We start from the raw sequence: 25,634 nt of genomic DNA on the forward strand, positions 1-25,634 counted from the left end.
AACATGAATACGCTGCAATTTCAGAAAAAATTATTGGGCATGCAAGAAAACATGATGAATTTTGCTTTGATGCTCACAGCTAATAAAGATGATGCGAAAGACCTTCTTCAAGATACTACTCTCAAAGTTTTAGATAATCAAGAAAAGTTCGTTGATAATGTAAACTTTAAGGGTTGGGTACTAACTGTAATGCGTAATATATTTATCAACAACTATCATAAATTAGTACGTACTCAAACCATCGTAGACCAAAGCGTTGATTTATACAACTTAGATGTTATCAACGATTCCGGTTTTAATTCACCCGACGGAAGCTATCAGATTCAGGAAATAACAAAATCCATTAACGACCTGAATGACGATTTAAGAATTCCATTTTCCATGTTTCTGAGTGGATATAAATACAACGAAATTGCAGAAAAGCTGAATGTGCCTTTAGGTACAGTAAAGAGCAGGATTTTCTTTGCCCGACAGGAACTACAGAAATCATTAAAAAGTTTCCGCCCCGAATAAAGCAAACTAATAATTTAATAATTAGAATATACTGAAAAGGTTCCGAGTTTATAAATTCGGGACCTTTTCAGTATAATCACCCTGTCGAAAGATCTCATACCAACTGACCATTGTCATCTTGAGCTTGTCGAAAGATCTCATACCAACTGACTATTGTCATCCTGAGCCTGTCGAAGGATCTCATACCAACTGACTATTGTCATCCTGAGCCTGTCGAAGGATCTCATACCAACTAACCATTGTCATCTTGAGCTTGTCGAAAGATCTCATACCAACTGACCATTATTAACGAAGCTCCATGCAGAGATCTCTCCACTTCGGTCGAGATGACAAGGGGAGGGAGGTCGAGAAGACAGGAAGGGAAGTCGGAATGACAAGGGAAGGAGATCGGAATGACAGGGAAGGATAGTCGGTGTTCGTAGGGGCGAAAAATCTTTCGCCCTATACCAACCGCAGCAACAATAAAAGCCCTTATTTTTCATCAAACACAACTACCTGATTATCAGACATCCAAACACACCCAAAAACATAAAGGTTATTTTTCGAAAAATAAAGGATATATTTTGAAAAATAAAGGATATCTTTTTTTTCATATAGTATTACGAAAAACAAGGGCCAAATTGAACGCTGAATTCAACCTGAAAATTTTGTTCAAACCGGGTTTAACCAACCCCTTTTTTTGTACGCTTTATAACTTTTCGCAACCATGCTTTTCTCTTTTGATGAAGCGCTGATTTTTTGAATAAAGCATTCCACCCCAAAAACAACTTGTTTGAACGAATAAAAAAACATGAACACAGACAAAGAATGTGGTTAATACCTCTTTTTTGTCTATTTTTGCAATAAACACAGTAAGGATTAAAGATAACGGATGATCATGATTATAAAAAAGCTTAGTTTAGGATTCGTTTTTATATTAGTGCTCACTACCTCATTAAAGGCAAACGAACAAAGCATCAACAAGTTAAACGGTGCTCTGTTTATAAATAGAGTTGAACTACCTCAAGAAGTAGATACAGCTGAATATTTAAAAATAGACAGCCTTGATTTGATACAAATCAAAGACCTCAGGACTGTTTTTGAAAAACAGAACGAAAAATATAGCACACCAAAAGCTCCGGGAGAGAAGTTGCTTCGTTTTCTAAAAAAAGACGAACTTCAGATATCTACAGAAGCCATGTATTGGGCGCGACTGGTGAGAGACGCTTCTTATTATGTAGACGAATACTCTACCTTTAAAGATACGATCATCGTTGATCCGATCTATTTGCCTATCATTTTCAGAGGGCATCCTTTCACGAACAAGGAGCTGACTTTTTATTCCATGGACTTTCTCAACTCAAAATTCAAAAAGCCTGATCTGTATACGTCTCAACCTATTTTTAACAACTACTTACAACGAAAGGAAAGTGGAAAAATGGCTGTTCGTTATGTTGAAGAAAAGCATCCCTCCTACATCCAATATTCACGAAGGGATTTGCCGCAAGATATTATACAGACTACTGCGATCAAAAAAGACATATATGAAAACTTACAATTGCGGGTAGAAAGTGAAGCCGATTTTAGCGATGTTGCTCCCGTAAAGTTCATTCCGGAAAGGCGATATTGGAAATCCGGCTTTGAAAGTGCCATACAGTTTTCGCAGAATTATGTTTCTGAAAACTGGCATAAAGGGGGAAGCAGCAACCTGAACTTATTCACAAAAAACTTACTGACGTATAATTACGCGAAAGACCGCTTGGCTGTGAACAACCTGATTGAATATAAAACAAGCATTTACAATGCCCCAAAAGACACCTTGCGTTCATACAGAATAGGCGACGAGGTGCTCCGGTTGTATAACGATGTTGGGTTTCGCGCGTTTAACAAATGGAGTTATACTTTCTCTACAGAAATTAAGTCGCAGATACTTAAGAATTACAAAGAGAACACGGACATAAAACAAGCAGCATTTCTGGCTCCGGTAACCACAACATTTGGTGTCGGTATGAAATATGCTTTGGACAAACAATTTAAGAGCAACAAACACAAAAAATTGAATGTGGCGATCAATTTGGCTCCTCTTACCCTCAAATACATGTACAGTATACTGAAAGATCCGAACGAAATAGACTTAGGCAGACATGGTTTCAAAATGGATACTGTAACCAATATGTACAAAAATTCTTTTGCCGAATTCGGTTCCAGCATAGATGCTCAGGTAAAATTCACTTTCAACCGCAATGTTACCTGGGAGTCTCGTTTAAACTACTTTACCTCTTACGAAAATGTTAAATTAGAATACGAAAACACATTGGTAATGGCAATCAGCCGTTTTTTCTCTACCCGTATTTATCTTAACATACGATTTGACGATTCTGCATCAACAAAAGATAAAGACTGGAAATATTTCCAAATTAATGAATTGTTAAGTTTCGGGTTTAACTACAGATGGTAATTACACATTAAATTTGATGTAATAAACTTTGTTAATCGATCATATTATCCCAAATATTGCTTACTTTTGCCTTGGTTTTGCAATGTGGAGTTTACAAATATGGACAATACGATACATCACACAGGAATAATAGAACGCATAGACCCCGACAAGGTATATGTGAAAATCTGCCAACAATCCGCTTGCGCCGGATGTCATGCAAAATCTATGTGTAATGCGTCGGAAAGCAAAGACCGGATTATTGAAATCGAAGGCGTTTACGATTCTTTTCAGTTGAACGAAGAGGTTGAATTAAAAGGAAGAGAATCAATGGGATACTTAGCCATTTTCTATGCTTTTTTACTCCCCTTGCTTTTATTACTAACGGTTATTATTTTTAGTTTGGAAATGAACCGGAGTGAAACAGTCAGTGCCTTAGCAGGTCTTGCTGTTTTGCCCGCTTATTATAGTGTATTATACTTTTTTAGAGACAAATTAAAAAAGAAGTTTGTCTTTGCCATGAAAAAACTAAATTGATTATAGTATGATTTTAATCGCCATTATTTCGTTGGGAGGAATCGGTGCCGCCGGTGCTGCTCTTCTCTACGCTACATCTAAAAAATTTGAGGTTTACGAAGACCCTCGCATTTCGGAGGTGCAAGATGCTCTTCCGGCTGCCAATTGTGGGGGATGTGGATTTCCCGGATGTGCCGGATTTGCTGCTGCTTGTGTTAAGGCCGATAGTTTAGATAGTCTGAATTGTCCGGTAGGTGGAGCCTCAGTGATGGAAAAAGTAGCCACGATATTAGGAAAAGAAACATCTAAAGCGGATCCGACAGTTGCAGTTGTACGTTGTAATGGCAATTGTGACGCGCGCCCTCAGATAAACCTATACGACGGAGCTACTAATTGTGCTATTGCTTCCGCGCTTTACGGGGGAGAAACCGGATGTTCGTTTGGTTGTTTAGGAATGGGAGACTGTGAGGTTTCCTGTGACTTTGACGCGATACATATCAACCCGGTAACCAAACTTCCGGAAGTTATCGAAGATAAATGTACTTCGTGTGGTGCTTGCGTAAAGGCATGCCCAAAAAACATAATCGAACTAAGAAAAAGAGGTCCTAAATCACGTCGTATATTTGTAAGTTGTGTAAATCAGGACAAAGGCGGCGTGGCGCGTAAAGCCTGCTCCAATGCCTGCATCGGTTGCAGCAAATGTGAAAAAGAATGTGCGTTTGACGCTATCAAAATAGAAAATAACCTGGCGTATATTGATCCGGTGAAGTGCCGGCTATGTCGCAAATGTGTTGTAGTATGCCCAACATTGGCTATTCACGAGCTGAATTTCCCTCCTCGCAAAGAGAAGGAAGCAGAGCCTGTTGCTAAAGCAAAACTGCAACCCGAAGTAGCTGCATCAATAACAGCGGCCACACCCGAAAACTAACAAGAAACAATACAAAATAAAATCTAATAGTATGCTTAGGACATTTAGAATCGGAGGAATTCACCCACCCGAGAACAAATTGTCTGCCGGAAAAAAGATCGTCCGACTTGCTGTTCCAAAACAGGTCATTGTACCTTTAAGCCAACATATCGGAGCACCGGCACAGGCAATTGTCAAAAAGGGAGACGTGGTGAAAGCAGGAACGCTGATTGCCAAGCCCTCGGGCTTCGTTTCAGCGAACATACACTCTCCTGTCTCCGGTAAAATAAACAAAATCGACGCTGCGATAGATGCCAGTGGCTATAAACGCACTGCCATATATATTGACGTAGAAGGAGATGAATGGGAAGAATCCATTGACAAAAGCGACAAACTAATCAGAGAATGCCATTTTTCGGCCAAAGAAATTGTTGACAAAATAGCAGCAGCAGGGATTGTTGGTCTGGGTGGTGCTACTTTCCCCACACAAATAAAGCTAACCCCTCCACCGGGAAGTAAAGCGGAAATTCTTATAATCAATGCAGTAGAATGCGAACCCTATCTTACTTCCGACCATATCCTTATGTTGGAAAAGGGAGAAGAAATATTAGTAGGCGTTACTTTATTAATGAAATCCATTGACGTAAAGAAAGCTGTTATTGGTATTGAAAACAATAAGCCTGACGCGATCAAGCATTTAAAGAAATTGGCTTCTTCATTCTCCGGTATAGAAATCATGCCGCTAAAGGTACAATATCCACAGGGAGGTGAAAAACAATTGATCGATGCCGTTATGCGCAAACAGGTAAAAAGCGGCGCGCTGCCTATTTCAGCCGGTGCGGTTGTTCAAAATGTTGGCACGGCTTTTGCAGTCTACGAAGCGGTGCAGAAAAACAAGCCACTGTTTGAACGTGTGGTAACCGTAACCGGGAAAAAGCTAAGCAACCCGTCGAACTTTCTCACTCGAATAGGTACGCCTATCCATACATTAATAGAAGAAGCGGGTGGACTCCCCGAAAATACGGGAAAGGTAATTGGCGGAGGCCCTATGATGGGGAAAGCGTTAATCAGTCCGGACGTTCCTGTTACAAAAGGAAGCTCGGGCGTTCTTATTTTAACAAAAGAGGAATCCGTACGCAAACCAATGCAGAACTGCATTCGTTGCGCCAAGTGCGTGAATGTATGCCCGATGGGATTAAATCCCACCTTATTGATGAACGCAACGGAGTTCAAAAGCTGGGAGATGGCCGAAGCTAATTATATTGTGGATTGCATAGAATGCGGTTCATGCAGTTTCACTTGTCCATCTAATCGTCCGTTGCTGGATCACATTCGTATGGGAAAAGGAAAAGTAATGGGTATCATTCGTGCCAGAAAGGCGTAATTAAGGATTTGTTATGGAAAATAAATTAATTATATCTCCTTCGCCGCACATACATAGCGGCGATAGTGTCAGTAAAAACATGTATGGCGTACTGATAGCCCTGTTACCGGCGTTATTAGTTTCGCTCTATTACTTCGGACTGGGAGCGCTGATCGTTACATTGGTATCTGTATTGAGCTGTGTGCTGTTTGAGTTTCTTATTCAGAAGTTTTTAATTAAGCAACCACAGACCATATATGACGGATCAGCCGTGCTTACAGGACTACTGTTGGCATTCAATTTACCCTCTAATCTTCCTATATGGATCATTCTGATAGGGGCATTAGCTGCCATAGGAATAGGCAAAATGTCTTTCGGTGGGTTAGGAAACAATATCTTTAATCCGGCTTTAGTAGGGCGTGTTTTCCTTTTAATCTCTTTTCCGGCACAGATGACAACCTGGCCGGTACCCGGAACCATACCGATGGATTATGTCGATGGTCAAACGGGAGCTACTATCCTATCCTTACTTAATGAAGGAGCAACCGAACTTCCGAGTTATACCGATATGTTATTGGGAAATATGGGAGGAAGCCTTGGCGAAGTAAGTGCCATAGCTTTGCTTCTGGGATTTGCGTTTTTGCTTGTACGAAAGATTATCTCCTGGCATATCCCGGTTTCCATTATACTGACAACGTTTGTTTTCACAGGAATAATGCACTTGGTGAATCCGGCTGAGTATGTTAATCCGATCATCCACATTCTTTCCGGAGGTTTATTGCTTGGAGCCATCTTTATGGCGACCGATTATGTTACCTCTCCTATGAGTAAAAGCGGAATGCTTGTGTTTGGTATCGGAATCGGGTTATTAACGTCTGTTATCCGTCTGTTTGGAGCATATCCGGAAGGAATGTCGTTCGCAATTCTAATTATGAATGCGCTGACACCTTTAATCAACATGTATTTCAAACCTAAACATTTCGGAGGAAAGTAAGATGGGACAGAAACTAAAATCAACACTACTGAATATGGTTTTATCGCTAACGTTAGTTTGTGCAATTACTAGCGGACTTTTAGCAGCTACATACATGTTCACCTCCGGTCCCATCGCAGAAGCGGAAGCTCTTGCGCTGAAAGAAGCGGTTAAAGAAGTATCTCCTGCATTTGACAATGACCCGATCGCCGATTCTTTTAAATTTCAGACAGAAGACGGCTACGAATTATTAATTTATCCGGCACAAAAAGAAGGTAAAAACATCGGCGCCGCTGTTGAAAGCAGTTCTAAAAATGGATTCAGCGGTCTTATCCGTGTTATTGTAGGTTTCGACTCGGAAGGGAAAATACTAAACTATTCTGTATTGCAGCACAACGAAACCCCAGGATTAGGATCTAAAATGGAAGAATGGTTCCGCACAGATAAAAATAATCAGAATATTATCGGACGTTCATTAGCTAACGGCAATCTGAATGTAACGAAAGACGGAGGAGATGTTGATGCAATAACCGCATCAACCATCACCAGCCGTGCTTTTCTTGAATCAATAAACCGTGCGTATAGTGCTTACATAGGCATAGACGCGACAACAAGTGCTTCAGAGCAAAACGGAGAGAAAGGAGACACAAATGAATAAACTAAAGGTTTTAACGAATGGTATCATTAAAGAGAACCCAATCTTCGTACTGCTTTTAGGAATGTGCCCTACGTTAGGTACCACTACATCGGCTGAGAACGGATTAGGTATGGGACTTGCCACCGCATTCGTATTAGTTTGCTCTAACGCTGTAATATCATTGGTAAAGGGCTATATCCCCGATCAGGTGAGAATACCTGCTTTGATTATTATTATAGCATCCTTGGCTACTGTTGTGCAATTATTCATGAACGCTTTCCTTCCAGGATTGTATGCAAGCCTTGGTTTGTTTATTCCCTTGATTGCGGTAAACTGTATTGTAATGGCACGTGGGGAATCTTTCGCGGCAAAAAACAAGCTGTTGCCCTCTATCCTTGATGGATTAGGTACCGGACTTGGGTTTACATTGGCTCTTACCTCTTTAGGTATCGTGCGCGAATTTCTCGGAACAGGAAGAACATTCAATTTTCCACTTTACGCCGAAGATCTCGGTTCGTTGATATTTGTTCTTGCACCGGGTGCGTTTATTGCGTTAGGTTATATGATCGCGATTGTTAACAGATTTCAAAAAGCTTAAAAGACGAAGATTATGGAATATATATTAATGTTTATCGCAGCTGTATTTGTGAACAACGTTGTTTTAGCGCAGTTCCTTGGGATCTGTCCGTTTCTCGGCGTTTCTAAAAAGATGGATACAGCAGTAGGTATGGGGCTTGCAGTAGTTTTCGTACTCACCGTAGCAACAGTATTTACTTATTTAATGCAGAAATTCCTGCTTGATCCGTTAGGATTGGGCTTTATGCAAACGGTAAGTTATATTTTAGTGATCGCGGCATTAGTTCAGTTGGTAGAGATTATTTTAAAGAAAGCCTCTCCTGCCCTACATCAGGCGCTGGGAGTATTTCTTCCGCTGATCTCAACAAACTGTTGTATTCTTGGGGTAGCTATTCTTGTGATACAAAAAGAGTTTAATTTATTGCAATCCATCGTATATGCTGTTTCAACAGCGATTGGTTTTGCGCTTGCTTTAGTTATCTTTGCAGGTATCAGGGAACAATTAGAGATGACAAGAATCCCGAATGGAATGAAAGGTATTCCTATTGCTCTTATCACTGCAGGTTTATTGGCCATGGCATTTATGGGATTCTCTGGTATCGTATAATACTTAACGATTAAATCTATAACAAGATGAAGCAGAAAATATTAGTTACAGGAGGAACCGGATACATCGGCTCGCATACTGTAGTAGAATTACAAGCCGCAGGATATGAGGTTGTGATTATTGACAACTTATCCAACTCCAATGTTGAAGTACTTGACGGAATTGAGAAAATATCCGGCATCCGTCCTTACTTTAAAGAACTGGACTGTAACGACAAGGCAGGCCTAAGCTTACTTCTGAAGGAACACCCCGGCATTAAAGGAATTATCCACTTTGCCGCGAGTAAAGCCGTAGGAGAATCCGTACAAATGCCTTTGCCTTATTACAGAAACAACATTGTAACACTGCTTAACTTGCTTGAGCTAATGCCCGAAGCAGGTATTAAAGGCATCGTTTTCTCATCATCTTGTACAGTATATGGTCAGCCGGACGTACTTCCCGTAACTGAAGACGCTCCTGTAAAGCCGGCGTTGTCTCCTTATGGAAACACAAAGCAGATCAACGAGGAGATTATTCGTGACACCATCTACGCAGGCGTGCCATTCAAGAGCATTATTTTACGTTACTTCAATCCGATTGGCGCGCATCCAAGTGCCGAAATAGGCGAATTACCTAATGGAGTTCCGCAGAATCTAATTCCTTTCCTTACACAAACGGCTATCGGCATCCGTAAAGAGCTCAGCGTATTCGGCGACGACTATGATACGGTGGACGGCTCTTGCGTTCGCGATTACATCAACGTGGTAGACCTGGCTAAGGCGCACGTAATTGCGATGGATAGAATGCTTAGCGACAAATCAGATGATAAATTAGAGGTATTCAACCTCGGAACCGGACGTGGCGTTACGGTATTGGAGCTGATCAACGCTTTTGAAAAAAGCACAGGTGTAAAAGTTCCACACAAGATCGTTGGGCGTCGCGAGGGAGATATCGAAAAGGTTTGGGCAAACCCAGAACACGCGAACAAAGTGTTAGGTTGGACAGCCAAAGAAACAGTAGAAGACACGTTAGTTACAGCCTGGAACTGGCAAAAACGCCTCCGCGAAAAAGGAATCCAATAAATAAAATAAAAGTTATTTGTGAAGAGCAGGAATAAGATTGTCTTATTCCTGTTTTTTTTCATATTCCACGTGCCGCATATTCACGGCATATCCGGTTGCATACCCGTTGATCTGAAATAAATTAACAATTCAAGTTCGGGCTTAAAAAAGAGGCTTTTTTTACAATACTATATGTTTGAAAATATAACCTTTATGTTTCTGAAAATAACCTTTATCTTTTCAAAAATAACCTTTATGTTTTCACGCAGAAACAAAGCGCTGATTTACAGCAACATAGAAAATCGCCAAAAACAGAAAGAAAAACCCTGATTTTAACTTAAAAAAGCACCGTGTAGTTTTTTCGTACACGATGCTTGAAACGAGTTTGTTCTTATTTAGTCCGAGTAAGGTTTGTAAGGCGCGTGTATTACATTCAGTGTTTTGGGAACCCAAACACGGTAGCGTACTGTTTTATCCCATGTATTGCCTGCCGAAGCAAAGTCACAGAAATGAATATTTAGCGGTGCGCGGTGGCTTTCAAGGTCTGTACCCAACACCAATGGAGCAGTAAAAGACATCCATGAAAAATCAGCGTCTTTCGTTGGCGTCAACGCCACATAACCGTCTTCCACTACTATAACCGAAGCTTCATCTACCGCACCGTCGTTAAAACGACTGTCTCGGGCAAGCACAACCGGTCCTCTTACAATGGCTTGCGCCTGATTGAGTTCTACTACTTTAGCACGCATATCAAATTCCAATTCGATGTGATCTCCTTTGTTCCAATCGCGCTCAATTTGGCAATACGAACCGGGTAAAACAGCTGCTATTTCATTGCCGTTTACTTTTACCGTAGTTTGCTTGCTCCAGGATGGGATGCGCAAAGAAAGCGTAAAATGTGATTTTTTAGCCGGATCTACCTGAATGGTAATTCCACCCGTAACCGGATAATCGGTTTGCTGTGTGAGTTTCACCTCTTTCTTTCCCGGCAGCAGAACCGTACTTTCAGACTGCGAGTAGAGGTTGAGGTATATTGTTTCGCCCTTTGTGTGGTAAGCATAAGCCGGAATCAGCGCGAAACCTCTGGGACCATTCGCGTTGCAGCAGTTAATATGCATGCCGCATTGCTCTTCCCCTTCGTGCCGCCAACCTTCCAGCGGACTGTATTTAGCGATCTGCGAGGCATCCGACTTTAGCGAAGCAAGCAACGCGTTGTAAATACTGTTCTCGATATAATCGGCATAAAGGGAATTACCCGTCACATCCAAGAGGCGGTTGCATAGCTGCATCCAGGTAAATGTAACACAGGTTTCCATCGTATGATAAGTCGGCAAGGTTTGTCGTTCGCGCCCGCCATACCAACACTCAAATGCACTGCCCGATCCGGCTATGTTTATCTCCTCGCTGATGATATTATTGACCGTTTTCTCTACTACCGAAAGGTAAAGCGCGTTTCCGGTGATTTTATAAAGTTCGAGCAAACCCTCGTAACACGACATCATTTCGTATGCCTTTTGACCATTCTCGCGCGAGAACCATTGTTTCGGATGTGGAAAACGACCGGAAACAGACACGCCATTAATTGCTTTACTGATTAACTTCGGACCGGAAGGCGTTTCCCATTCACGAACAATATATTCGGCAAAGTCGAGATACGCCTTTTTACCTGTACGGTTATAAAGAAAGATCACAGGCTCGAGCACCGAGGTACTGGCCATACCGAGGTAATTTCCGGTTTCCACGATGTTCTTTTTGCCGGGCCCTACCTGCGTCATCAAATGATCGAGCACCTTACAGGCCGAAGCGAGTGCCTTTTTATCGCCCGATAAATCATACCAGGCAATCAGTCCGAGCATGGCGTATTTTCGCCCCCAAACATCCCACTGTTCCAACTGAGCATCCGGAGCATAGTTGCCTATATAGCCATCCGGAGTTTGCGTAGCCATCAGTCCGTCGGCCGCATTTTTAATAATTTGATATAGTTCAGGGTCTTTGTTATACTTATACGATCCGATAGCCCCCTGAATCCACTTACCCCAGAACTCACTCTGCCAGCGGCGCGTTTCGGTGCGGTCTCTAAAAGGTTCTATCAGATGTTCTACATCCTGTGCCTTAACACGATGTTCAATACAATCATCGATCCGGCTTCCCAGATAACCGGATATTTTTAAATCCTTCACTTGTGCAAAAGCGGACGAAATCATTAGAAACAGGAAAAGAGTAAACAGAGCGGTACTTCTAAAAAAAGGGTCACTTTTCATTTTCATATAGCTATAGATTAACATGTACAACAAAAATAAAATAGTGCCAGTCTTATTTGCTTATAAAACTGACACTATTAGTATAAAATATGATAGATCGGGATACTTTTAGTGATTCGTTCCTTCAAACAAATCATGATCCGGCTTAGCTTCTGTTGCTTTGCGGCTGAAATTATTGAATGTATAACTCAGGGTTAGCGAGATAAGCGGATAATTCGGCCGAATACGTGTAACGGATTGCAGATTGGATGTAGTGATATTGCTCACGTAGCGCGCCGAGTTGAAAACATCGCGAAAAGCAAGCGTAGCGGTTAATCTACGGCTCATTAACTGTTGGCGCACAGCCAGATTCACATACCAGAAAGCATCTGTACGGCCTTGTGTAGTAACCGACGGCCCTACGAAGTTACCATCTAATTGTATACGGGTATATTTACCGGCATCAAAAGCATTATTGAGCGCGATTTCGTAGTTCGTACTCTTTTCGTTTGTACCACCGGTAGATTTGATTTCATTTTCTACCTTATAATGATAAAGACTTCCGTTAATCGTCATATTCCAACGGCGGGTAAGGTGTAGTTGCGAGCTAAGCTCCATACCTGTAGAATAATCATGTCCGACATTCGCCATTGAATCCAGGGTAACCCCTGCTTCGTATGGAATACGCAAACGCTCTATCTTGTCCTTTCGGCTACGATGAAACACGGTTGCCGATACACTGTGTTGCCCAATATCTTTCTTATAATTCAACTCATAGGAGTCAATATATTCCGGACGAATATCCGGGTTACCGATTTCGGCAGAATAAAAGTCACGATAAGTAATATAGGGTTCCATATAGAACAACTGCGGACGAGTAGTGCGATGTGAATAGGACGCCAGAACATGGTGATCGTTCGGGAATGTATAGCCTAAATGTACGGAGGGGAACAAATTGTAATGGTTTTTTATGCGATCCGCCCCTGCTATTGAGCTACGCAATACGGTACGCGCATATTCACCACGCAATCCCACCTGAAAGTCAAACGATTTGTAACTATCTGCCACTAAGGCGTAGAGCGAATGAATACCTCTTTGGAAATAAAATGTATTATAAATATCCTCACGCCAATAAAACTCCTGACTCTCCGGATTCCAGAATTGCATGCTATAGTCTCCATCTTCCAAATAAGAGAAATATTGGTAGCCGGATTCAATTTTACCCGTCTCACGATAAGGCAAAACATAATCCAGGTTACCTCTCACCGTCCAGCGGTGTTCATCTTCCCAGGCACGATGTCCTTGTTGACGCTTATTGTTCTTATCGAACAAGTCGCTTTGAAAGTACTCCATTGCATCACCACCATATTTAAGATAAAAGCTTCCGGTAAGTGCTTGCCCCTGGTCGTTAATCTTTTGAGCGAAGCCTACTGTTCCCTGGTAATAGGTTTCATGCAGATCGTATTCATCACGACTAAAATAATCGCCTTTTTCAAAGAGCACATTGTTGGCACTTCGTTCCTCATGATAATCAAGGTCACCATTTCTGGTTCGCCCACCGTATCCACCTTCAAGATCAATATTAAATGTAGTTTTAGGGAGCGAATACATCCATCCGGTTTTCAGTGAGTAGTTAAAGTTATTACTTTCGCGTGGTCCGTCCGAGTGAGACATAGTCGATGTATCACCGACAAGCGTCGTTTTCTGCTGATTAAAATCACTCTTGCGCAGGTTATCAGTCCACGCTCCTCCAACATACCAGCGCGACGCATTCTGTTGATTACTGATCAGAAAGTCTACCCCTCTTGAAAGCACCGTGCTTCCGGTGAGATTCACCATTCCGCTTAAGCCACTTTGCGTATGTTTTTTGGTAATAATATTAATAATACCGACATCTCCTTCCGTATCATGACGGGCAGAAGGTGTGGTGATAATCTCAATATTCTCGATATGACCGGACGGAATCTGTTCCAACGCCTGTGTTCCACTAAACACACTGGGTTTGCCATCCACATAAACAGCAAAACCACTACTACCTCGAAACGTTACCTCTCCTTCGGCATCAACACGTATAGAAGGTGTGTTTTCCAATATATCAACAGCCGTTCCTCCGCTTGACAATAAATTCGAGGAGGCTTCAATCACTTTCTTATCCAACTTATATATTACCTGTTTTTTCTGTGCTACGATTTCCACTTCAGCCAATCCTATTTCAAGAGGTTTCATTTGTATTACTCCCAAATCCAATACAGCCGAAGATGCAGGCAAAACAAGCCCCGTACGATTATAAACATCGTATCCGATCAACTTAATTAAAAGCGTGTATTCTCCGTCTTTCAGGTTATGAATAATAAACTGTCCGTTCACATCGGGAAGCACATGAAATGAAGGATTGGATTCCTCGCCGGAATAAAGCAATACATCAGCGAAATCAAGGGGTGCCTTTGTTACGGCATCAACAATTTTACCTTTTAAACGAGGTGCCCCCGGCTCTGACAAGGCGTAAGGAACTACGCACAGCATAGCGAGCAGGCACAATGCAAGTCTTTTCATCGATATTTAGAGTTTGTTAAACAGGTATGCGAATATAACACAAAAACAAGAATAGGAACTATAATCTGATGATAAATAATCCTACTCTTGTTTTTTCTGCTATATAATGAAGGAGTAAAACTGTCAAGAAAATAGTCTACCGGATAATAACCGAAGTCATGGTCAATGATCCGGCTAAAGCCTGATCATTAAAAAACTCGATTTCGTCTTTCTTTTCCTGCAAAGATAACGCGTAGAGTAAAGGTATATAATGATCGGGAGTCGGTACTGCAAGTTTTGCCGCCTTACTTAATGAAGGGTAGTTGATCAATGCCTTATGGTCGGCTGATTGGATTTTTTGTTTAAAAATATCATTCATTTCCAAAGCCCAATCATAGCCATACGGTTCGTTAAATCCTTCGATTGATTTTACATGTACTAACCTCAGATTATGCACCATATTACCACTACCAACAATAAGTACCCCCCTTTTACGAAGGAAAGCCAGTTCTTTCGCCAGATCGTAGTGGTATTGCATTCCTTTGGTATAGTCGATACTTAATTCCACTACCGGTATATCCGCTTCGGGGTAAACATGCCTCAACACGCTCCAACTGCCGTGATCTAATCCCCAATCCGTGTTCAGGTCTACGGGATTATGTTTAATCTCCTGCTTTATCGATTCGGCCAAAGCCGGACTTCCGGGAGCCGGATATTGAACGTTAAACAGTTCGCAAGGGAAACCACCGAAATCATGAATTGTTTCCGGTTTAGACATGGTCGTAACAAATGTTCCATTCGTTTCCCAATGAGCCGAGATACAGAGAATTGCGGATGGTCGCGGCAGCGCTTTGCCAATCTCTCCCCATTTCCTGGAAAAGGGATTATCTTCAATCGCGTTCATCGGACTACCATGACCAACAAAAAGCACCGGCATTACCGGTGTTCTTTTCGTTGTATCCACAATATCTCTTAATTTATTGATCATTATGCTTGCTTTTGCCTGATTACACGCTTTTTGCAACCAGTGTTATTGATATTTCCATGTCATCATTGATGAACGAATCCTTCAAGTCTTTAAAGATATTCTTCGAACCATAGTTTACACCCCATTGCGTACGGTCTATTGTAAACGTAGCTGTTTTGGCGGTATAGGCATCTCCTTCTTTAGTTATTGCAGCGTTAAATGAAATATTTCTCACCGCTTCTTTTAATTCCAGGTTGCCACTGATCTTATGGGTAAATTCACTATCGGATAGTTCTTCAACGTCTGTAATTGTAAACTTTCCTTCCGGATATTTCTCTACATCAAAAAAGTCTGCACTTTTAAGGTGACCTTCCAGTTTATCTTTCCCGTTTTCAGCATTTATATCCTGCACATTGATCGCATTCATATCTAACACGAATGTTCCTGATTTCAGTTTGTCTCCATCAATAAATAGTTCTCCGGACTTAATGCCTAAAACACCATGGTGACTTCCGCCCGGTTTGAATCCTTTCCAGTTTATTGCCGAAGCCGTCAGATCAACCGCTAAACGCTGACCTTGGGCAGTCGCAACTTCCTTCTCCGCTGATGTTTCTATTGCTTCACTTGATTTTTTTCCACCACATGCAGACACGATTAAAATAAGAGCTAATGCGATAATATAATTATACGTTTTCATATTCTTGTTGTTTTAATTATTAATTACAGCACAAAGATCGGGGCATTTTAACGACGAAGGGTAATACTTTTTGGAAGAAGAGTGGTAAATATTGGAAAAATGAAAATTAAAGCATCTTTTTCATCTCATTGCGAAACTCAGACGGAGTTACTCCTGCCTTCTTTTTAAAAACTTTGGTAAAGTAGGCCTTTTCGTTGTAGCCAAGTTCAAAACCTATTTCGGATATGGTTTTATCCGAATGCATAATAAGATTCTTGGCTTCGGTCAGTTTTCGGGTTTCGATAATTTCAGACACACTTCGCTGTAGGATGTTGCGGCAGATAAGGTTGAGATTTCGCGCGGACATATTTAATTTTTCGGCGTAAAAGTCCACACTTACATCCCGCTTAAAATTATCTTCCAGTATACGCAGGAACGATTTAAAGGTAATATTCTGATTATTATCCGCAATAGGCAATGCCTTTTTCTTTCGCTCGGATTCGATCAGTATAAAAAGAGTACTTAAAAGGCTCCTTATTATGGAATAATCGGGAGTTTCTTGCTTCGTTTCATCTTCAATCATTTGCGTAATTACGCATATTCTGTCAAATTGTACTCCATCCGGCAATTCCACATTGGCAAAATCATGGTAATCGGAATAAAGCTGAAAACGAGATTCTGAAATAAAACTACTCTTAAATCGAAAAGTCCATCCTTCAGGATATCTGTTTTGCGAATCTGCCAGCATCTGAACAGCATGTGCTTTTCCTTTACTAATAAAACTAACCAACGGTGCGGTCAGCAACGAACGCTGAAAATCAATATGATGCTCGATTACTCCTGATTTACAAATAACAAGTTCCTCAAAGTCATGGCTATGCGGTTCAAACACAAAAGCCGACATACGTTTAGACTGTTCTTCAGAAAACTTGCTGATTGTAAATAATTGCTCCATACGTTTTCCCGAGTTTATAATTAACAAAAATAACATTTCCCGGGAAAACGGAGTAACATTTTTCGCTATTTCTTAATTTCTCAACGCGCTAAGTATTTTACAGCAAATTGATTATTTCTTTTTGTTTTGCAATAAATTTCACCCTTTCCATTTCTCCACAACCGGATATCAGCACGGAATAACGCTTAAGGGATTCTATCCATTTTTTTTGTGTATCAAAGAAGTTTTTATCTTGTGTAGTAAGCGTATTAACTGCATAAACGCGCATACTTGAAACCGACATATCCTCTGTTTCAAAATAGCTATACGAAGAATCAAAGTCTATACTGGATATATAGACCGATACTTTATTTTGCGGACTAATTCCTCCCTCTTTCACGACCCGTTCGAACATACTCAGTAAATCGAGCAGTTCATTTTTTAATAGGAGACGATCTTCCGTAGAAATAAAACCTAATTGGATAAAATGGTTAATGTCATTTACAAAAGTCGAAAAAATATTCCGGTCCAACACATAAGAAAAGTCTTCCAAATAATCGGCCTCCTTCAGCATATCCTGATGCAAAGTCCAGACCTCATCGGGCATTTTCATTTCTGAAAAGGAAGTTGATGAGAAAGAAATATCCATCTGATGCATCCAGCGATACAGTTTGAATTTTGAAAGATTTTCGTATTTTCCATACATGGTAAATGGAATAACATTGGAAGCAGTGCAGCCTTTTGAGTTGGAAGAACGATTCATCTCCTTGAACAAGGTATAAAAAGACTCCACTGTTTGCTTGTAGTCTTTATACATTTGATTCGTGTTAAAAAAGCGAGTATTAACTACAGCAAGCTCCGGAAATGAAACAGCAATAATAGAGTCTAACGAGAAACGAAAAACAGACGCTAATTTAGCAATTTCACTAAAAGTGAAAGGAACTTCGCCTCTGATCCGTCTATATGCAGCTTCCTTTCCTACAGACAACGTATTCATAACAACATCAACTAAATTATCATCCGGCTTAGTATTGCTTTTTACGATATTAACAATTTGATTATTGAAAAAGTATTTCATAGAAGCTATATAATGTGAGTAAATAATAGATAAATAAAACAATTAGTCGTACAAAGATAGGAAAAACAAGGAAAATATACAGGTTTTGGTTTCAAAAAAAGCAAAAAACAAAATGCAAAAATCTGTTTTTTGCTTTTTTATTATAAAGATTATATTAAATCGCAAATTTTGGCTTTCTATGAATCCACTGACCACGAGTAAAGTCAGGAAAATCAACCAAAGCTCCGCCACGTGCAATAGACATTTCAGACAAACCGGAGATTGCACTCCAGGCTGCCGCGTCATAACAATCCATCGGTGCCGGTTTCTTGTTGCGAATCGCATCGATCAGGTCGTACATCATGATAAAGTCCATGCCTCCGTGGCCTGCTTCTTTTGCCTGAGCTTCCAAACCACTCCACAATTTATGATCGTATTTCTTGAACCAATCTTCCGAAGCATCCCACTGATGCGGCTTGGATTTACCTTCGATGTGAACTCCGTTGCCGTCGTTCATCCACAGACCGTCGGTTCCCTGAATACGAAAAGCCAACGAATACGGACGAGGAGAGTTCGTGTCGTGCGTTACAATAACAGTCTGACCGTTAGCACATTTTATCATTGAAGTAACGATATCTCCCAGATTAAAACGAACGTTGGCCAATTTATGGTCACGACCGCCTTTGTCTACGATAAACTTATTCAAACCACGTGCCTGACTGGCCATAGCGCTTAGGGAAAGGAAGCGATTGCCGTGGTTAATATCCATGCAGTTTGCCACAGGACCAATGCCGTGTGTTGGATAGATATCACCGTTACGGGTAACCGAGTGTTGCGTGCGCCATTGTGCTTCAGCAAAAGCTGTCGGACCCATGCGCAGTTCGCCACCTTCTTTATATGAATAGCTCTTGCCATCGTTGAATTTAACCGCGCGAAGATCGTGCTGGTATCCGCAAGTACCGTGAAGAAGCTCACCGAACAGATCCTGACGAACCATGTTCAATGCCGCCAGACAGTCACGACGGTAACAAACATTTTCCATTATATTCAATTGGCTACCTGTGGCTTCAGACACATTCACCAAATCCCAACATTCATCAATCGTATTGGCAGCCGAAACCTCAACACCAACATAAGGAACGCCGGCTTTCATGGCCGCTACCGACATGGGTACGTGCCATTCCCAAGGACTGGCAATAATAACACAGTCAAACTCTTCGTTGTTGAGCATCTTTTCGAACTCACGTTCGCTACCGGTATATACCTTAGGTGCAGGAACATTGAATTTAGAAATGTGCTTAAGGGTACTGTCAAGCGGTCCTTGCTGTGTATCACAGATGGCCACGATCTTGTTTCCCGGAATTGCCAATACATTATTAATATGCTCCTGACAACGCGAACCGGTTCCGATAAAACCAAAGCGAAGTTTGCCGTCATCTTTTCCGGCTGTTTTTTTCTTCTGCTGCACTTCCGGCGCCGAAGTAGATGCAGCAGCTGTATTTGTTGCTGCCAAACCTGCCGCTCCAATACCGGCGGCGGTTACTTTTTTCAGGAAAGAACGTCTTGTGTTTTCCATTCTCGATTAAATTTTAATTAGAAAAACAAATGTATATGAATAGTTTTGAAATAGCAAAGCTTTGACAAGAAACCGGGCTTTAAACAGACATAGTAATATAAAAAAAAACATAAAGGTTATATTTTTAAAAATAAAGGATATTTTTCCAAAAATAACCTTTATGTTTTTAGCTTCTATAAGAAACTGATTTTCAACACACTAAAAAAGAATGGTTTCAGCATCCTTTTTCAGGTATGTTTTTACATTATTTCTTTTCCTTCAACAGATCTCTTATTTCAGAAAGCAATTGGATATCTTCTGCCGGAGGTGCAGGTGCTGCCGGTTCTTCTTCTTTCTTTTTATTTAATGTATTAATCCCTTTAACCAACATGAAAATAGCAAAAGCGATAATCAAAAAATCAAAAGTAGTTTGTATAAACGCACCGTAATTCAGGCTTACTTCAGGAATTGTAGTTTCGCCAACTGTTTGCGCTTCTTTCAATACAAATTTCAAATCGGTAAAATTCACACCTCCTACAAATAGGCCTATTACCGGCATGATCAGATCGCCAACTACTGAAGATACGATCTTTCCGAAAGCACCACCAATAATTATACCAACCGCCATATCGATCACGTTTCCACGCATGGCGAATTTTTTGAATTCTTGCAACATAAGTTTTTTATCTTTTATGGTTTATTTCTTGTGTTAAAATAGTCTACAATACCGCTGAGCCTTAAAGGCTTATTTAGATTCGATCTAATACAGTTTCAATCAAACCTGTGATCGTACCTTTATATTCCGTATTCATATTGTGATCCACACGACCTGCGATAATGCAGCAAACCGTCAGGGCACGATGTCCCATAAGTGCTGACAATCCGGCTAATGAGGAACTCTCCATTTCATAATTCGTTAGCTTATTTCCCTGAAAACTAAAATTTTCGATTTTCGAATTCAGTGTCGGATCTGTCAGTGCCAAACGTACTTCTCTACCTTGCGGTCCATAAAATCCGTTTGCAGCTATCGTGTTTCCCTTACGAATATCATCGCGCACAATTTGCTCCACTAAGGAAGCATCCGCCGAAACTACATAGGGTTTCAATCCTTCAATCTTCCAATCCAGTTGCTTCAGTAGTTCTGCTTCAAAAGAGGCATTGCGTACAGCTGCAGAATTTGCATAGAAATAAAGCACACCGTCAAATCCGATGGATCTTTCGGCCGCTACATAACTGCCAACCGGCAGGTCGGGTTGCAAACTTCCGGATGTTCCGATTCTGACTAATGTTAATTTCGTCAGATTCTCTTTTGCTTTTCGGGTTTCAAAGTCCACATTAACAAGTGCGTCGAGTTCGGTCATAACAATATCGATATTGTCTGTACCGATACCGTGAGACACAACAGTAATCCTTTTCCCTTTGTAGCTTCCTGTAATGGAATGAAACTCGCGGCTTGCCACTTCGCACTCTTTGGTGTCGAAATATGAAGCAACGGTGCTAACCCGGGCCGGATCGCCCACCATAATCACTCTGTCGGCCACTTGTGCGGGCTTTAAATGAAGATGGAATGCACTTCCATCTTCATTTATAATCAGTTCTGATGCCGGAATAACTCTCATTATTGATTAGTCTTTTAACGGTTTTGATGAAGTATTACCGGGCTTGGCTATGTTTTCACGCATAGATGTATCGGCCTCGATATTCTTCATTTTATAATAATCCATTATGCCCAGATTTCCGCTTCTGAATGCTTCGGCCATTGCCTTAGGCACTTCGGCTTCTGCTTCGATCACCTTGGCGCGTGCTTCCTGCGCTTTGGCTTTCATTTCCTGTTCTGAAGCGACAGCCATGGCACGACGTTCTTCGGCTTTGGCTTGAGCAATATTTTTATCTGCTTGTGCTTGATCCATTTGCAGGTAAGCACCGATATTTTTACCTATATCGATATCCGCGATATCGATAGACAGAATTTCGAAAGCAGTACCGGCGTCCAAACCTTTACGAAGAACTAATTTCGAGATTGAATCCGGGTTTTCCAATACCGTTTTATGTGTATCAGACGAACCGATTGAAGACACAATACCTTCACCTACACGTGCCAGAATAGTTTCTTCACCGGCACCACCTACCAATTGTTTGATATTGGCGCGTACGGTAACGCGTGCTTTCGCAATCAACTGAATACCGTCTTTAGCAACTGCCGTTACCGGTGGTGTGTCGATTACTTTCGGATTAACCGACATCTGCACGGCCTCAAATACATCACGACCAGCCAAGTCGATAGCGGTAGCCATTTGAAATGACAGATCGATATTCGCTTTTGAAGCTGAAACCAGCGCATGTACTACCCTTTCAACGTGACCGCCGGCCAAATAATGGGCCTCCAGTTCGTCACGGGTCAAACTTTTGAGCCCTGCCTTATGGGCTTCAATCATGGCTCTCGTAATAATATAAGGCGGAACCTTACGAATACGCATCAGGAATAATTGTATCAGGGAGATATTAACGCCTGATACCTTCGCTGATATCCATAGTAAAAAAGGAACGTAGTAGAAGAATATTATCAGAAGTAATATCGCCGCTCCTAATAGAAAAACAGGTAAGAAGGATGTTGTCTCCATACTAAATTGATTATAATTGTGTATTTTCTAATTTCTGCTCCACAAGTACATTGTATCCATCTACACGGATAACCTTAACGGGAGTTTCTTCATCTATAAAATCGCCTGTAGATTTAGCTTCTACAGTAATACCCTTGATCAATGCTCTCCCTATAGGTGCTAAACGGGAAAGTGTTACGCCTTCATCTCCAACTTCAATTCCCAACTCACGACTGGAAATCAATTTTGAATCCACATCGGTGTTTAAGGCAACCCTGCTGAATGACCTTGAACGTAGCAACCAGAAGAAAGATGCCCCAAAAGCTATAACAGAGGAAACTAAAGTAATGTGTCCGACCGTTTCATCTACCATATAGGCATAGATTACACCGCCTATGGCAAAAAAGAATCCGCCTACTCCCGCAATCGTGATCCCCGGCAGAAGAAATATCTCCAACAAAAGAAGTAATATCGCGACAATGATCAGAAAGGCAATAATGGCTACATCGAATATCATAGGTTCTGCTTTTTTTTAAAATTATGAGATGTATAGATTAATGCGTTCGCAGATATTGTATTTCTACATTACGCGCCTTTTTCTCTAATTCATAAGGCTCTTTCAGCAACTCTTCAAGTAGCTGTTCATCCTGAACGATACGACCGGCTAATTGCGTACGTGCCGATGAGCTTGCCTTTGTGTAAGAAGCGCGTGCTTCGGTAAGTCTTTCTTCCAACTCACGGATTTGTTGTCTCAGGCTGATTACTTTTTCGTAGTATCCCTTTGCTTCCGTACTTTTTATATCATTCAATGTAAAATAGACGGTATTGTCATTTATTACAAATTCAAAATCTTTTTGTGGTTTAGACGCGCCTGAAGCTTCGGTATAGGCCAGTTGAATCAGTTCGGAATAATCTTCAACTTTCCAGGAGTTCTGAATTGAAGTCAGCATGGCACGTGCCCGTTTTTCTTCAACGTCATCACTTTCCACCCGGCTGCGGGTGTCATCCGGAATAAACAAATAGATGCAGGCTTTATCTTCCGGCTGGAAGCGATCTGAAACAAACCAACCTAAGCCTTTATTTTCATCAATCACCAATAAATAATCATTATATATTGAATTGAAAGGCATACCCATTTGTTCGGGAGTAAGATAGGTATCGGTATTTGTGTTATATCTTGTAACGAAGATATCATACCCACCCAATGATTCCGCATTCGTAGAAGCATAATATACTGTAGCGCCATCAGAAAGCACAAAAGGAAAACTATTATCACTACCGGGAGCATTGATATTCTGCGGCAACTGTTTTTCGTCACCCCATTTATCAATTAATTTTGACTGTGTAAAAAGAGCATATTGACCTTCACTATTATGTCTGCCATAGTAGATATTCCGTTCTTTCTGATTCATATACACCGTAGTGAAAACAGAATCGTCCGCCTCAAAGAATTGATTGAATGGATACAAAGTTCCGGCCTCTTCACTCAGTTGATAAGCCTGCAGGATATCCTCCTTTTTAACGACTATGCTGTCGATAATCTGAATGCTTTCTACCCGTTCCAGCATTCTTTGCCCTTTTTTAGCTAAAGATGCCTTATTTTCAAAAATTTCGGTGTCTTGCTTCTTCTTGGTCAGAATAGCAATGTATTCTTCATACATCTCTTCGGCTTCTTCAAAACGATAAGTCATGAAATACAGATCACCCATATACCGGTATGACTCCTGTACTTTTCGTTTCACAGCGATTGCAAGATGTTTCTCGGCGGTTTCATAGTCGCCCGTTTCAAAACAACATACGCCGTACCAATGATTATAAGATGAATTACTGGGGACACGTTGAACCAATCGTTCAAAAGCAGGTTTGGCTTCTGCATATTGCCCCTCGTTATAAAGTTTTTTTGCCTGATCAAGGCTCTGTGCATGTAGTCCGAAAGATAAAAGAACTACAGATATTATGTAAAGTAGTTTACGTGCAACCTCCTTCATTGTATTATCTATCTATGTATATAGATTCAAAGATAATAATAATTTTACACTAATAGAAAATCTGACCTTAAAGTGTTTCTGCAAGAATAAAATTGAGTATCTTTTCCTCATCATCCGGATGAAACCAAACCGTATCCTGATCACGTTTAAACCAGGTCATTTGCTTACGGGCGTAAACACGGGAATTACGTTTTATCTTTTCCACAGCAAAGTTGAGCGTCCACTCTCCTGCGAGATAATTAAACAGTTCCTTATATCCAACTGTGTTAAGCGAATTCAAATGCCTGAACGGGAAAACTTTTTCCGCTTCTTCCAGCAGGCCTTCCCGCATCATTTGATCCACACGAATATTAATACGATTACAGAGTTCTTCGCGTTCTCTCGTTAATCCGATTTTTATTATTCTGAACGGGCGTTCTTTTTCTTTATTTGTGCGATAAGAAGTATAGGTTTTTCCGGTCATTCTGCATACTTCAACAGCATGTATAACTCTTTTATAATTCTTCCGGTCTACCACTTCGTAATGTTCCGGATCCTTTTCTTTTAATTCTTCCAGAATAGGCGTTAAGCCTTCCACTTCAAATTGCTTGTAAATAGCTTGTCTTATTTCTTTGGAAATAGTTGGAATATCATCAATACCCTTACATACGGCATCGATATACATCATTGACCCACCGGTCATCACCACATAGTCGTGTGTTTTAAATAATTTGTCTAAAAGCAGTAGGCTGTCTTGTTCAAAATTACTGGCACTATAATAATCTGTCAGATTCAGAATGCCAACGAGGTGGTGGGGAACCCGTTCTTGTTGATGCAAGGTAGGTGCGGCTGTTCCTATTGGCAGATCTTTATATACTTGCCTGGAATCAGCAGAGATTATCGGAGAATTGAATTGTTCCGCAATACGCAGACTTAATTCAGTTTTCCCAACCCCTGTTGGTCCCAGTAGTACAATTAATGATTTCATTAAAAACGATCATCCTCAAAAGATCCTTCGGCGGCTTCATCTCCAAAACCGTCAAAACCATCTTTATCTATTTCGTCAATGTTATAATCGGAATCACCGTAAAAGTCTTCTCCTAAATCTGTAGAGGTAACTTTGGTATCTAATGTTTCAAAATCAATTATTTGATTAGGAGCCAATCCTATTGACTTACTGCATACCGCTTCTGCCAGATTCTGTCCCGGAATGATTTCACGTAGCTCCATAAAGAATGCACGTTCCGTCATGTAATCAAACACATACAACAGCTTCTGATGTTCATCTTCAAGCAATTCCTCTAAGCGTGTATCTTCCATCAGATAATTGTCAACTTCTGAAGAGGTGTCCATTTCAACCAAGGTAATTTCGGTTTGCTTACTCCAATCGTCTTCACAAATAAAGAATGAAGCCATTTGGTCTTTCTCGTAGTTAACAGATTTTACAATAGCATTGTGCAAATCTAAAAAAGTTGCTTCGGAGTCGATTTTTATTTCTCTTTTAAAATCATCAACCTCATCTGATAAGATTAAAAATCTAAATAGCATAGTTTATACG

The 25,634-nt window shown here is 40.9% G+C and carries 24 protein-coding genes; 10 read left to right on the forward strand and 14 right to left on the reverse strand.

What is annotated here, in order from left to right; translation table 11 throughout:
* Positions 1-3: 3 nt before the first annotated feature.
* The 10 genes from B9Y81_RS08980 to galE all read left to right on the forward strand — a co-directional run bounded on the left by B9Y81_RS08980 (position 4) and on the right by galE (position 9,569).
* On the forward strand, positions 4-513 hold the full coding sequence (locus tag B9Y81_RS08980) for an RNA polymerase sigma factor (RefSeq protein ID WP_085536685.1): 510 nt from the start codon (positions 4-6) through the stop codon (positions 511-513).
* An 877-nt stretch (positions 514-1,390) separates the two neighbouring features.
* Positions 1,391-2,950, forward strand: a complete 1,560-nt coding sequence (locus B9Y81_RS08985) for a DUF3078 domain-containing protein (RefSeq protein ID WP_085537734.1) — start codon at positions 1,391-1,393, stop codon at positions 2,948-2,950.
* A 99-nt stretch (positions 2,951-3,049) separates the two neighbouring features.
* Entirely contained in the window at positions 3,050-3,466 is a 417-nt protein-coding gene (locus tag B9Y81_RS08990; RefSeq protein ID WP_085536686.1) for a SoxR reducing system RseC family protein, read from the forward strand.
* A 7-nt stretch (positions 3,467-3,473) separates the two neighbouring features.
* Complete coding sequence (locus B9Y81_RS08995; RefSeq protein ID WP_085536687.1) at positions 3,474-4,373, forward strand: Fe-S cluster domain-containing protein; 900 nt, start codon at positions 3,474-3,476, stop codon at positions 4,371-4,373.
* 31 nt (positions 4,374-4,404) lie between these two features.
* Entirely contained in the window at positions 4,405-5,736 is a 1,332-nt protein-coding gene (gene rsxC / locus B9Y81_RS09000) for an electron transport complex subunit RsxC (protein ID WP_085536688.1), read from the forward strand.
* A 13-nt stretch (positions 5,737-5,749) separates the two neighbouring features.
* Positions 5,750-6,709, forward strand: coding sequence for an RnfABCDGE type electron transport complex subunit D (locus B9Y81_RS09005; protein ID WP_085536689.1), 960 nt, complete (start codon positions 5,750-5,752; stop codon positions 6,707-6,709).
* 1 nt (position 6,710) lies between these two features.
* Complete coding sequence (locus tag B9Y81_RS09010) at positions 6,711-7,346, forward strand: RnfABCDGE type electron transport complex subunit G (protein WP_394335439.1); 636 nt, start codon at positions 6,711-6,713, stop codon at positions 7,344-7,346.
* Positions 7,339-7,923 (forward strand): RnfABCDGE type electron transport complex subunit E, encoded by a 585-nt coding sequence (locus tag B9Y81_RS09015; RefSeq protein ID WP_085536691.1) that lies wholly within the window; start codon positions 7,339-7,341, stop codon positions 7,921-7,923. Before B9Y81_RS09010 ends, B9Y81_RS09015 begins: the two co-directional genes overlap by 8 nt.
* 12 nt (positions 7,924-7,935) lie before the next feature.
* Entirely contained in the window at positions 7,936-8,508 is a 573-nt protein-coding gene (rsxA, locus tag B9Y81_RS09020) for an electron transport complex subunit RsxA (protein ID WP_085536692.1), read from the forward strand.
* A 26-nt stretch (positions 8,509-8,534) separates the two neighbouring features.
* A complete protein-coding gene (gene galE, locus B9Y81_RS09025) occupies positions 8,535-9,569 on the forward strand; it encodes a UDP-glucose 4-epimerase GalE (protein ID WP_085536693.1) in 1,035 nt (344 codons plus the stop codon).
* Between the two features lie 374 nt (positions 9,570-9,943).
* On the opposite strand, the gene B9Y81_RS09030 is transcribed toward galE, so the two are convergent.
* From B9Y81_RS09030 to B9Y81_RS09095, 14 genes are all read right to left on the reverse strand, one after another.
* Positions 9,944-11,752 carry a glycoside hydrolase family 127 protein gene (locus B9Y81_RS09030; RefSeq protein WP_317043275.1) on the reverse strand — a complete coding sequence of 603 codons (1,809 nt, stop codon included), beginning with the start codon at positions 11,750-11,752 and terminating at the stop codon, positions 9,944-9,946.
* 165 nt (positions 11,753-11,917) lie between these two features.
* Positions 11,918-14,341: a TonB-dependent receptor gene (locus tag B9Y81_RS09035; protein ID WP_085536694.1), complete on the reverse strand. Its 2,424-nt coding sequence runs from the start codon at positions 14,339-14,341 to the stop codon at positions 11,918-11,920.
* Between the two features lie 136 nt (positions 14,342-14,477).
* A complete protein-coding gene (ygiD, locus tag B9Y81_RS09040; RefSeq protein ID WP_085536695.1) occupies positions 14,478-15,308 on the reverse strand; it encodes a 4,5-DOPA-extradiol-dioxygenase in 831 nt (276 codons plus the stop codon).
* Between the two features lie 19 nt (positions 15,309-15,327).
* The gene (locus B9Y81_RS09045) at positions 15,328-15,984 is read right to left on the reverse strand and encodes a YceI family protein (RefSeq protein ID WP_085536696.1); all 657 of its coding nucleotides are present in this window, start codon (positions 15,982-15,984) and stop codon (positions 15,328-15,330) included.
* Between the two features lie 106 nt (positions 15,985-16,090).
* Positions 16,091-16,918 carry a helix-turn-helix domain-containing protein gene (locus B9Y81_RS09050; protein WP_085537736.1) on the reverse strand — a complete coding sequence of 276 codons (828 nt, stop codon included), beginning with the start codon at positions 16,916-16,918 and terminating at the stop codon, positions 16,091-16,093.
* 97 nt (positions 16,919-17,015) lie between these two features.
* A complete protein-coding gene (locus B9Y81_RS09055; protein ID WP_085536697.1) occupies positions 17,016-17,975 on the reverse strand; it encodes a hypothetical protein in 960 nt (319 codons plus the stop codon).
* 154 nt (positions 17,976-18,129) lie between these two features.
* Entirely contained in the window at positions 18,130-19,530 is a 1,401-nt protein-coding gene (locus B9Y81_RS09060; RefSeq protein WP_085536698.1) for a Gfo/Idh/MocA family protein, read from the reverse strand.
* A gap of 244 nt (positions 19,531-19,774) precedes the next feature.
* Entirely contained in the window at positions 19,775-20,185 is a 411-nt protein-coding gene (mscL, locus tag B9Y81_RS09065; RefSeq protein WP_085536699.1) for a large-conductance mechanosensitive channel protein MscL, read from the reverse strand.
* Positions 20,186-20,258: 73 nt separating this feature from the next.
* On the reverse strand, positions 20,259-21,128 hold the full coding sequence (locus B9Y81_RS09070) for a nucleoside phosphorylase (RefSeq protein ID WP_085536700.1): 870 nt from the start codon (positions 21,126-21,128) through the stop codon (positions 20,259-20,261).
* Positions 21,129-21,134: 6 nt separating this feature from the next.
* Complete coding sequence (gene floA, locus B9Y81_RS09075; RefSeq protein ID WP_085536701.1) at positions 21,135-22,130, reverse strand: flotillin-like protein FloA; 996 nt, start codon at positions 22,128-22,130, stop codon at positions 21,135-21,137.
* Between the two features lie 10 nt (positions 22,131-22,140).
* The gene (locus tag B9Y81_RS09080; protein ID WP_085536702.1) at positions 22,141-22,626 is read right to left on the reverse strand and encodes an NfeD family protein; all 486 of its coding nucleotides are present in this window, start codon (positions 22,624-22,626) and stop codon (positions 22,141-22,143) included.
* Between the two features lie 37 nt (positions 22,627-22,663).
* Entirely contained in the window at positions 22,664-24,097 is a 1,434-nt protein-coding gene (locus tag B9Y81_RS09085; protein ID WP_085536703.1) for a tetratricopeptide repeat protein, read from the reverse strand.
* Between the two features lie 67 nt (positions 24,098-24,164).
* Complete coding sequence (gene miaA / locus B9Y81_RS09090) at positions 24,165-25,064, reverse strand: tRNA (adenosine(37)-N6)-dimethylallyltransferase MiaA (RefSeq protein WP_085536704.1); 900 nt, start codon at positions 25,062-25,064, stop codon at positions 24,165-24,167.
* Complete coding sequence (locus B9Y81_RS09095; RefSeq protein ID WP_085536705.1) at positions 25,064-25,624, reverse strand: IS1096 element passenger TnpR family protein; 561 nt, start codon at positions 25,622-25,624, stop codon at positions 25,064-25,066. The genes miaA and B9Y81_RS09095 overlap by 1 nt, the downstream gene beginning before the upstream one ends.
* Between the last annotated feature and the right edge of the window lie 10 nt (positions 25,625-25,634).

It is taken from the genome of Massilibacteroides vaginae (assembly GCF_900178525.1).
In the GTDB taxonomy this organism is placed as follows: domain Bacteria; phylum Bacteroidota; class Bacteroidia; order Bacteroidales; family Tannerellaceae; genus Massilibacteroides; species Massilibacteroides vaginae.

Coding starts and splice junctions, on each gene's coding strand:
- B9Y81_RS08980 (WP_085536685.1), top strand. CDS start 4: ATGAATACGCTGCAATTTCAGAAAAAATTATTGGGCATGCAAGAAAAC.
- B9Y81_RS08985 (WP_085537734.1), top strand. CDS start 1,391: ATGATTATAAAAAAGCTTAGTTTAGGATTCGTTTTTATATTAGTGCTC.
- B9Y81_RS08990 (WP_085536686.1), top strand. CDS start 3,050: ATGGACAATACGATACATCACACAGGAATAATAGAACGCATAGACCCC.
- B9Y81_RS08995 (WP_085536687.1), top strand. CDS start 3,474: ATGATTTTAATCGCCATTATTTCGTTGGGAGGAATCGGTGCCGCCGGT.
- rsxC (WP_085536688.1), top strand. CDS start 4,405: ATGCTTAGGACATTTAGAATCGGAGGAATTCACCCACCCGAGAACAAA.
- B9Y81_RS09005 (WP_085536689.1), top strand. CDS start 5,750: ATGGAAAATAAATTAATTATATCTCCTTCGCCGCACATACATAGCGGC.
- B9Y81_RS09010 (WP_394335439.1), top strand. CDS start 6,711: ATGGGACAGAAACTAAAATCAACACTACTGAATATGGTTTTATCGCTA.
- B9Y81_RS09015 (WP_085536691.1), top strand. CDS start 7,339: ATGAATAAACTAAAGGTTTTAACGAATGGTATCATTAAAGAGAACCCA.
- rsxA (WP_085536692.1), top strand. CDS start 7,936: ATGGAATATATATTAATGTTTATCGCAGCTGTATTTGTGAACAACGTT.
- galE (WP_085536693.1), top strand. CDS start 8,535: ATGAAGCAGAAAATATTAGTTACAGGAGGAACCGGATACATCGGCTCG.
- B9Y81_RS09030 (WP_317043275.1), bottom strand. CDS start 11,752: ATGATTTCGTCCGCTTTTGCACAAGTGAAGGATTTAAAAATATCCGGT.
- B9Y81_RS09035 (WP_085536694.1), bottom strand. CDS start 14,341: ATGAAAAGACTTGCATTGTGCCTGCTCGCTATGCTGTGCGTAGTTCCT.
- ygiD (WP_085536695.1), bottom strand. CDS start 15,308: ATGATCAATAAATTAAGAGATATTGTGGATACAACGAAAAGAACACCG.
- B9Y81_RS09045 (WP_085536696.1), bottom strand. CDS start 15,984: ATGAAAACGTATAATTATATTATCGCATTAGCTCTTATTTTAATCGTG.
- B9Y81_RS09050 (WP_085537736.1), bottom strand. CDS start 16,918: ATGGAGCAATTATTTACAATCAGCAAGTTTTCTGAAGAACAGTCTAAA.
- B9Y81_RS09055 (WP_085536697.1), bottom strand. CDS start 17,975: ATGAAATACTTTTTCAATAATCAAATTGTTAATATCGTAAAAAGCAAT.
- B9Y81_RS09060 (WP_085536698.1), bottom strand. CDS start 19,530: ATGGAAAACACAAGACGTTCTTTCCTGAAAAAAGTAACCGCCGCCGGT.
- mscL (WP_085536699.1), bottom strand. CDS start 20,185: ATGTTGCAAGAATTCAAAAAATTCGCCATGCGTGGAAACGTGATCGAT.
- B9Y81_RS09070 (WP_085536700.1), bottom strand. CDS start 21,128: ATGAGAGTTATTCCGGCATCAGAACTGATTATAAATGAAGATGGAAGT.
- floA (WP_085536701.1), bottom strand. CDS start 22,130: ATGGAGACAACATCCTTCTTACCTGTTTTTCTATTAGGAGCGGCGATA.
- B9Y81_RS09080 (WP_085536702.1), bottom strand. CDS start 22,626: ATGATATTCGATGTAGCCATTATTGCCTTTCTGATCATTGTCGCGATA.
- B9Y81_RS09085 (WP_085536703.1), bottom strand. CDS start 24,097: ATGAAGGAGGTTGCACGTAAACTACTTTACATAATATCTGTAGTTCTT.
- miaA (WP_085536704.1), bottom strand. CDS start 25,064: ATGAAATCATTAATTGTACTACTGGGACCAACAGGGGTTGGGAAAACT.
- B9Y81_RS09095 (WP_085536705.1), bottom strand. CDS start 25,624: ATGCTATTTAGATTTTTAATCTTATCAGATGAGGTTGATGATTTTAAA.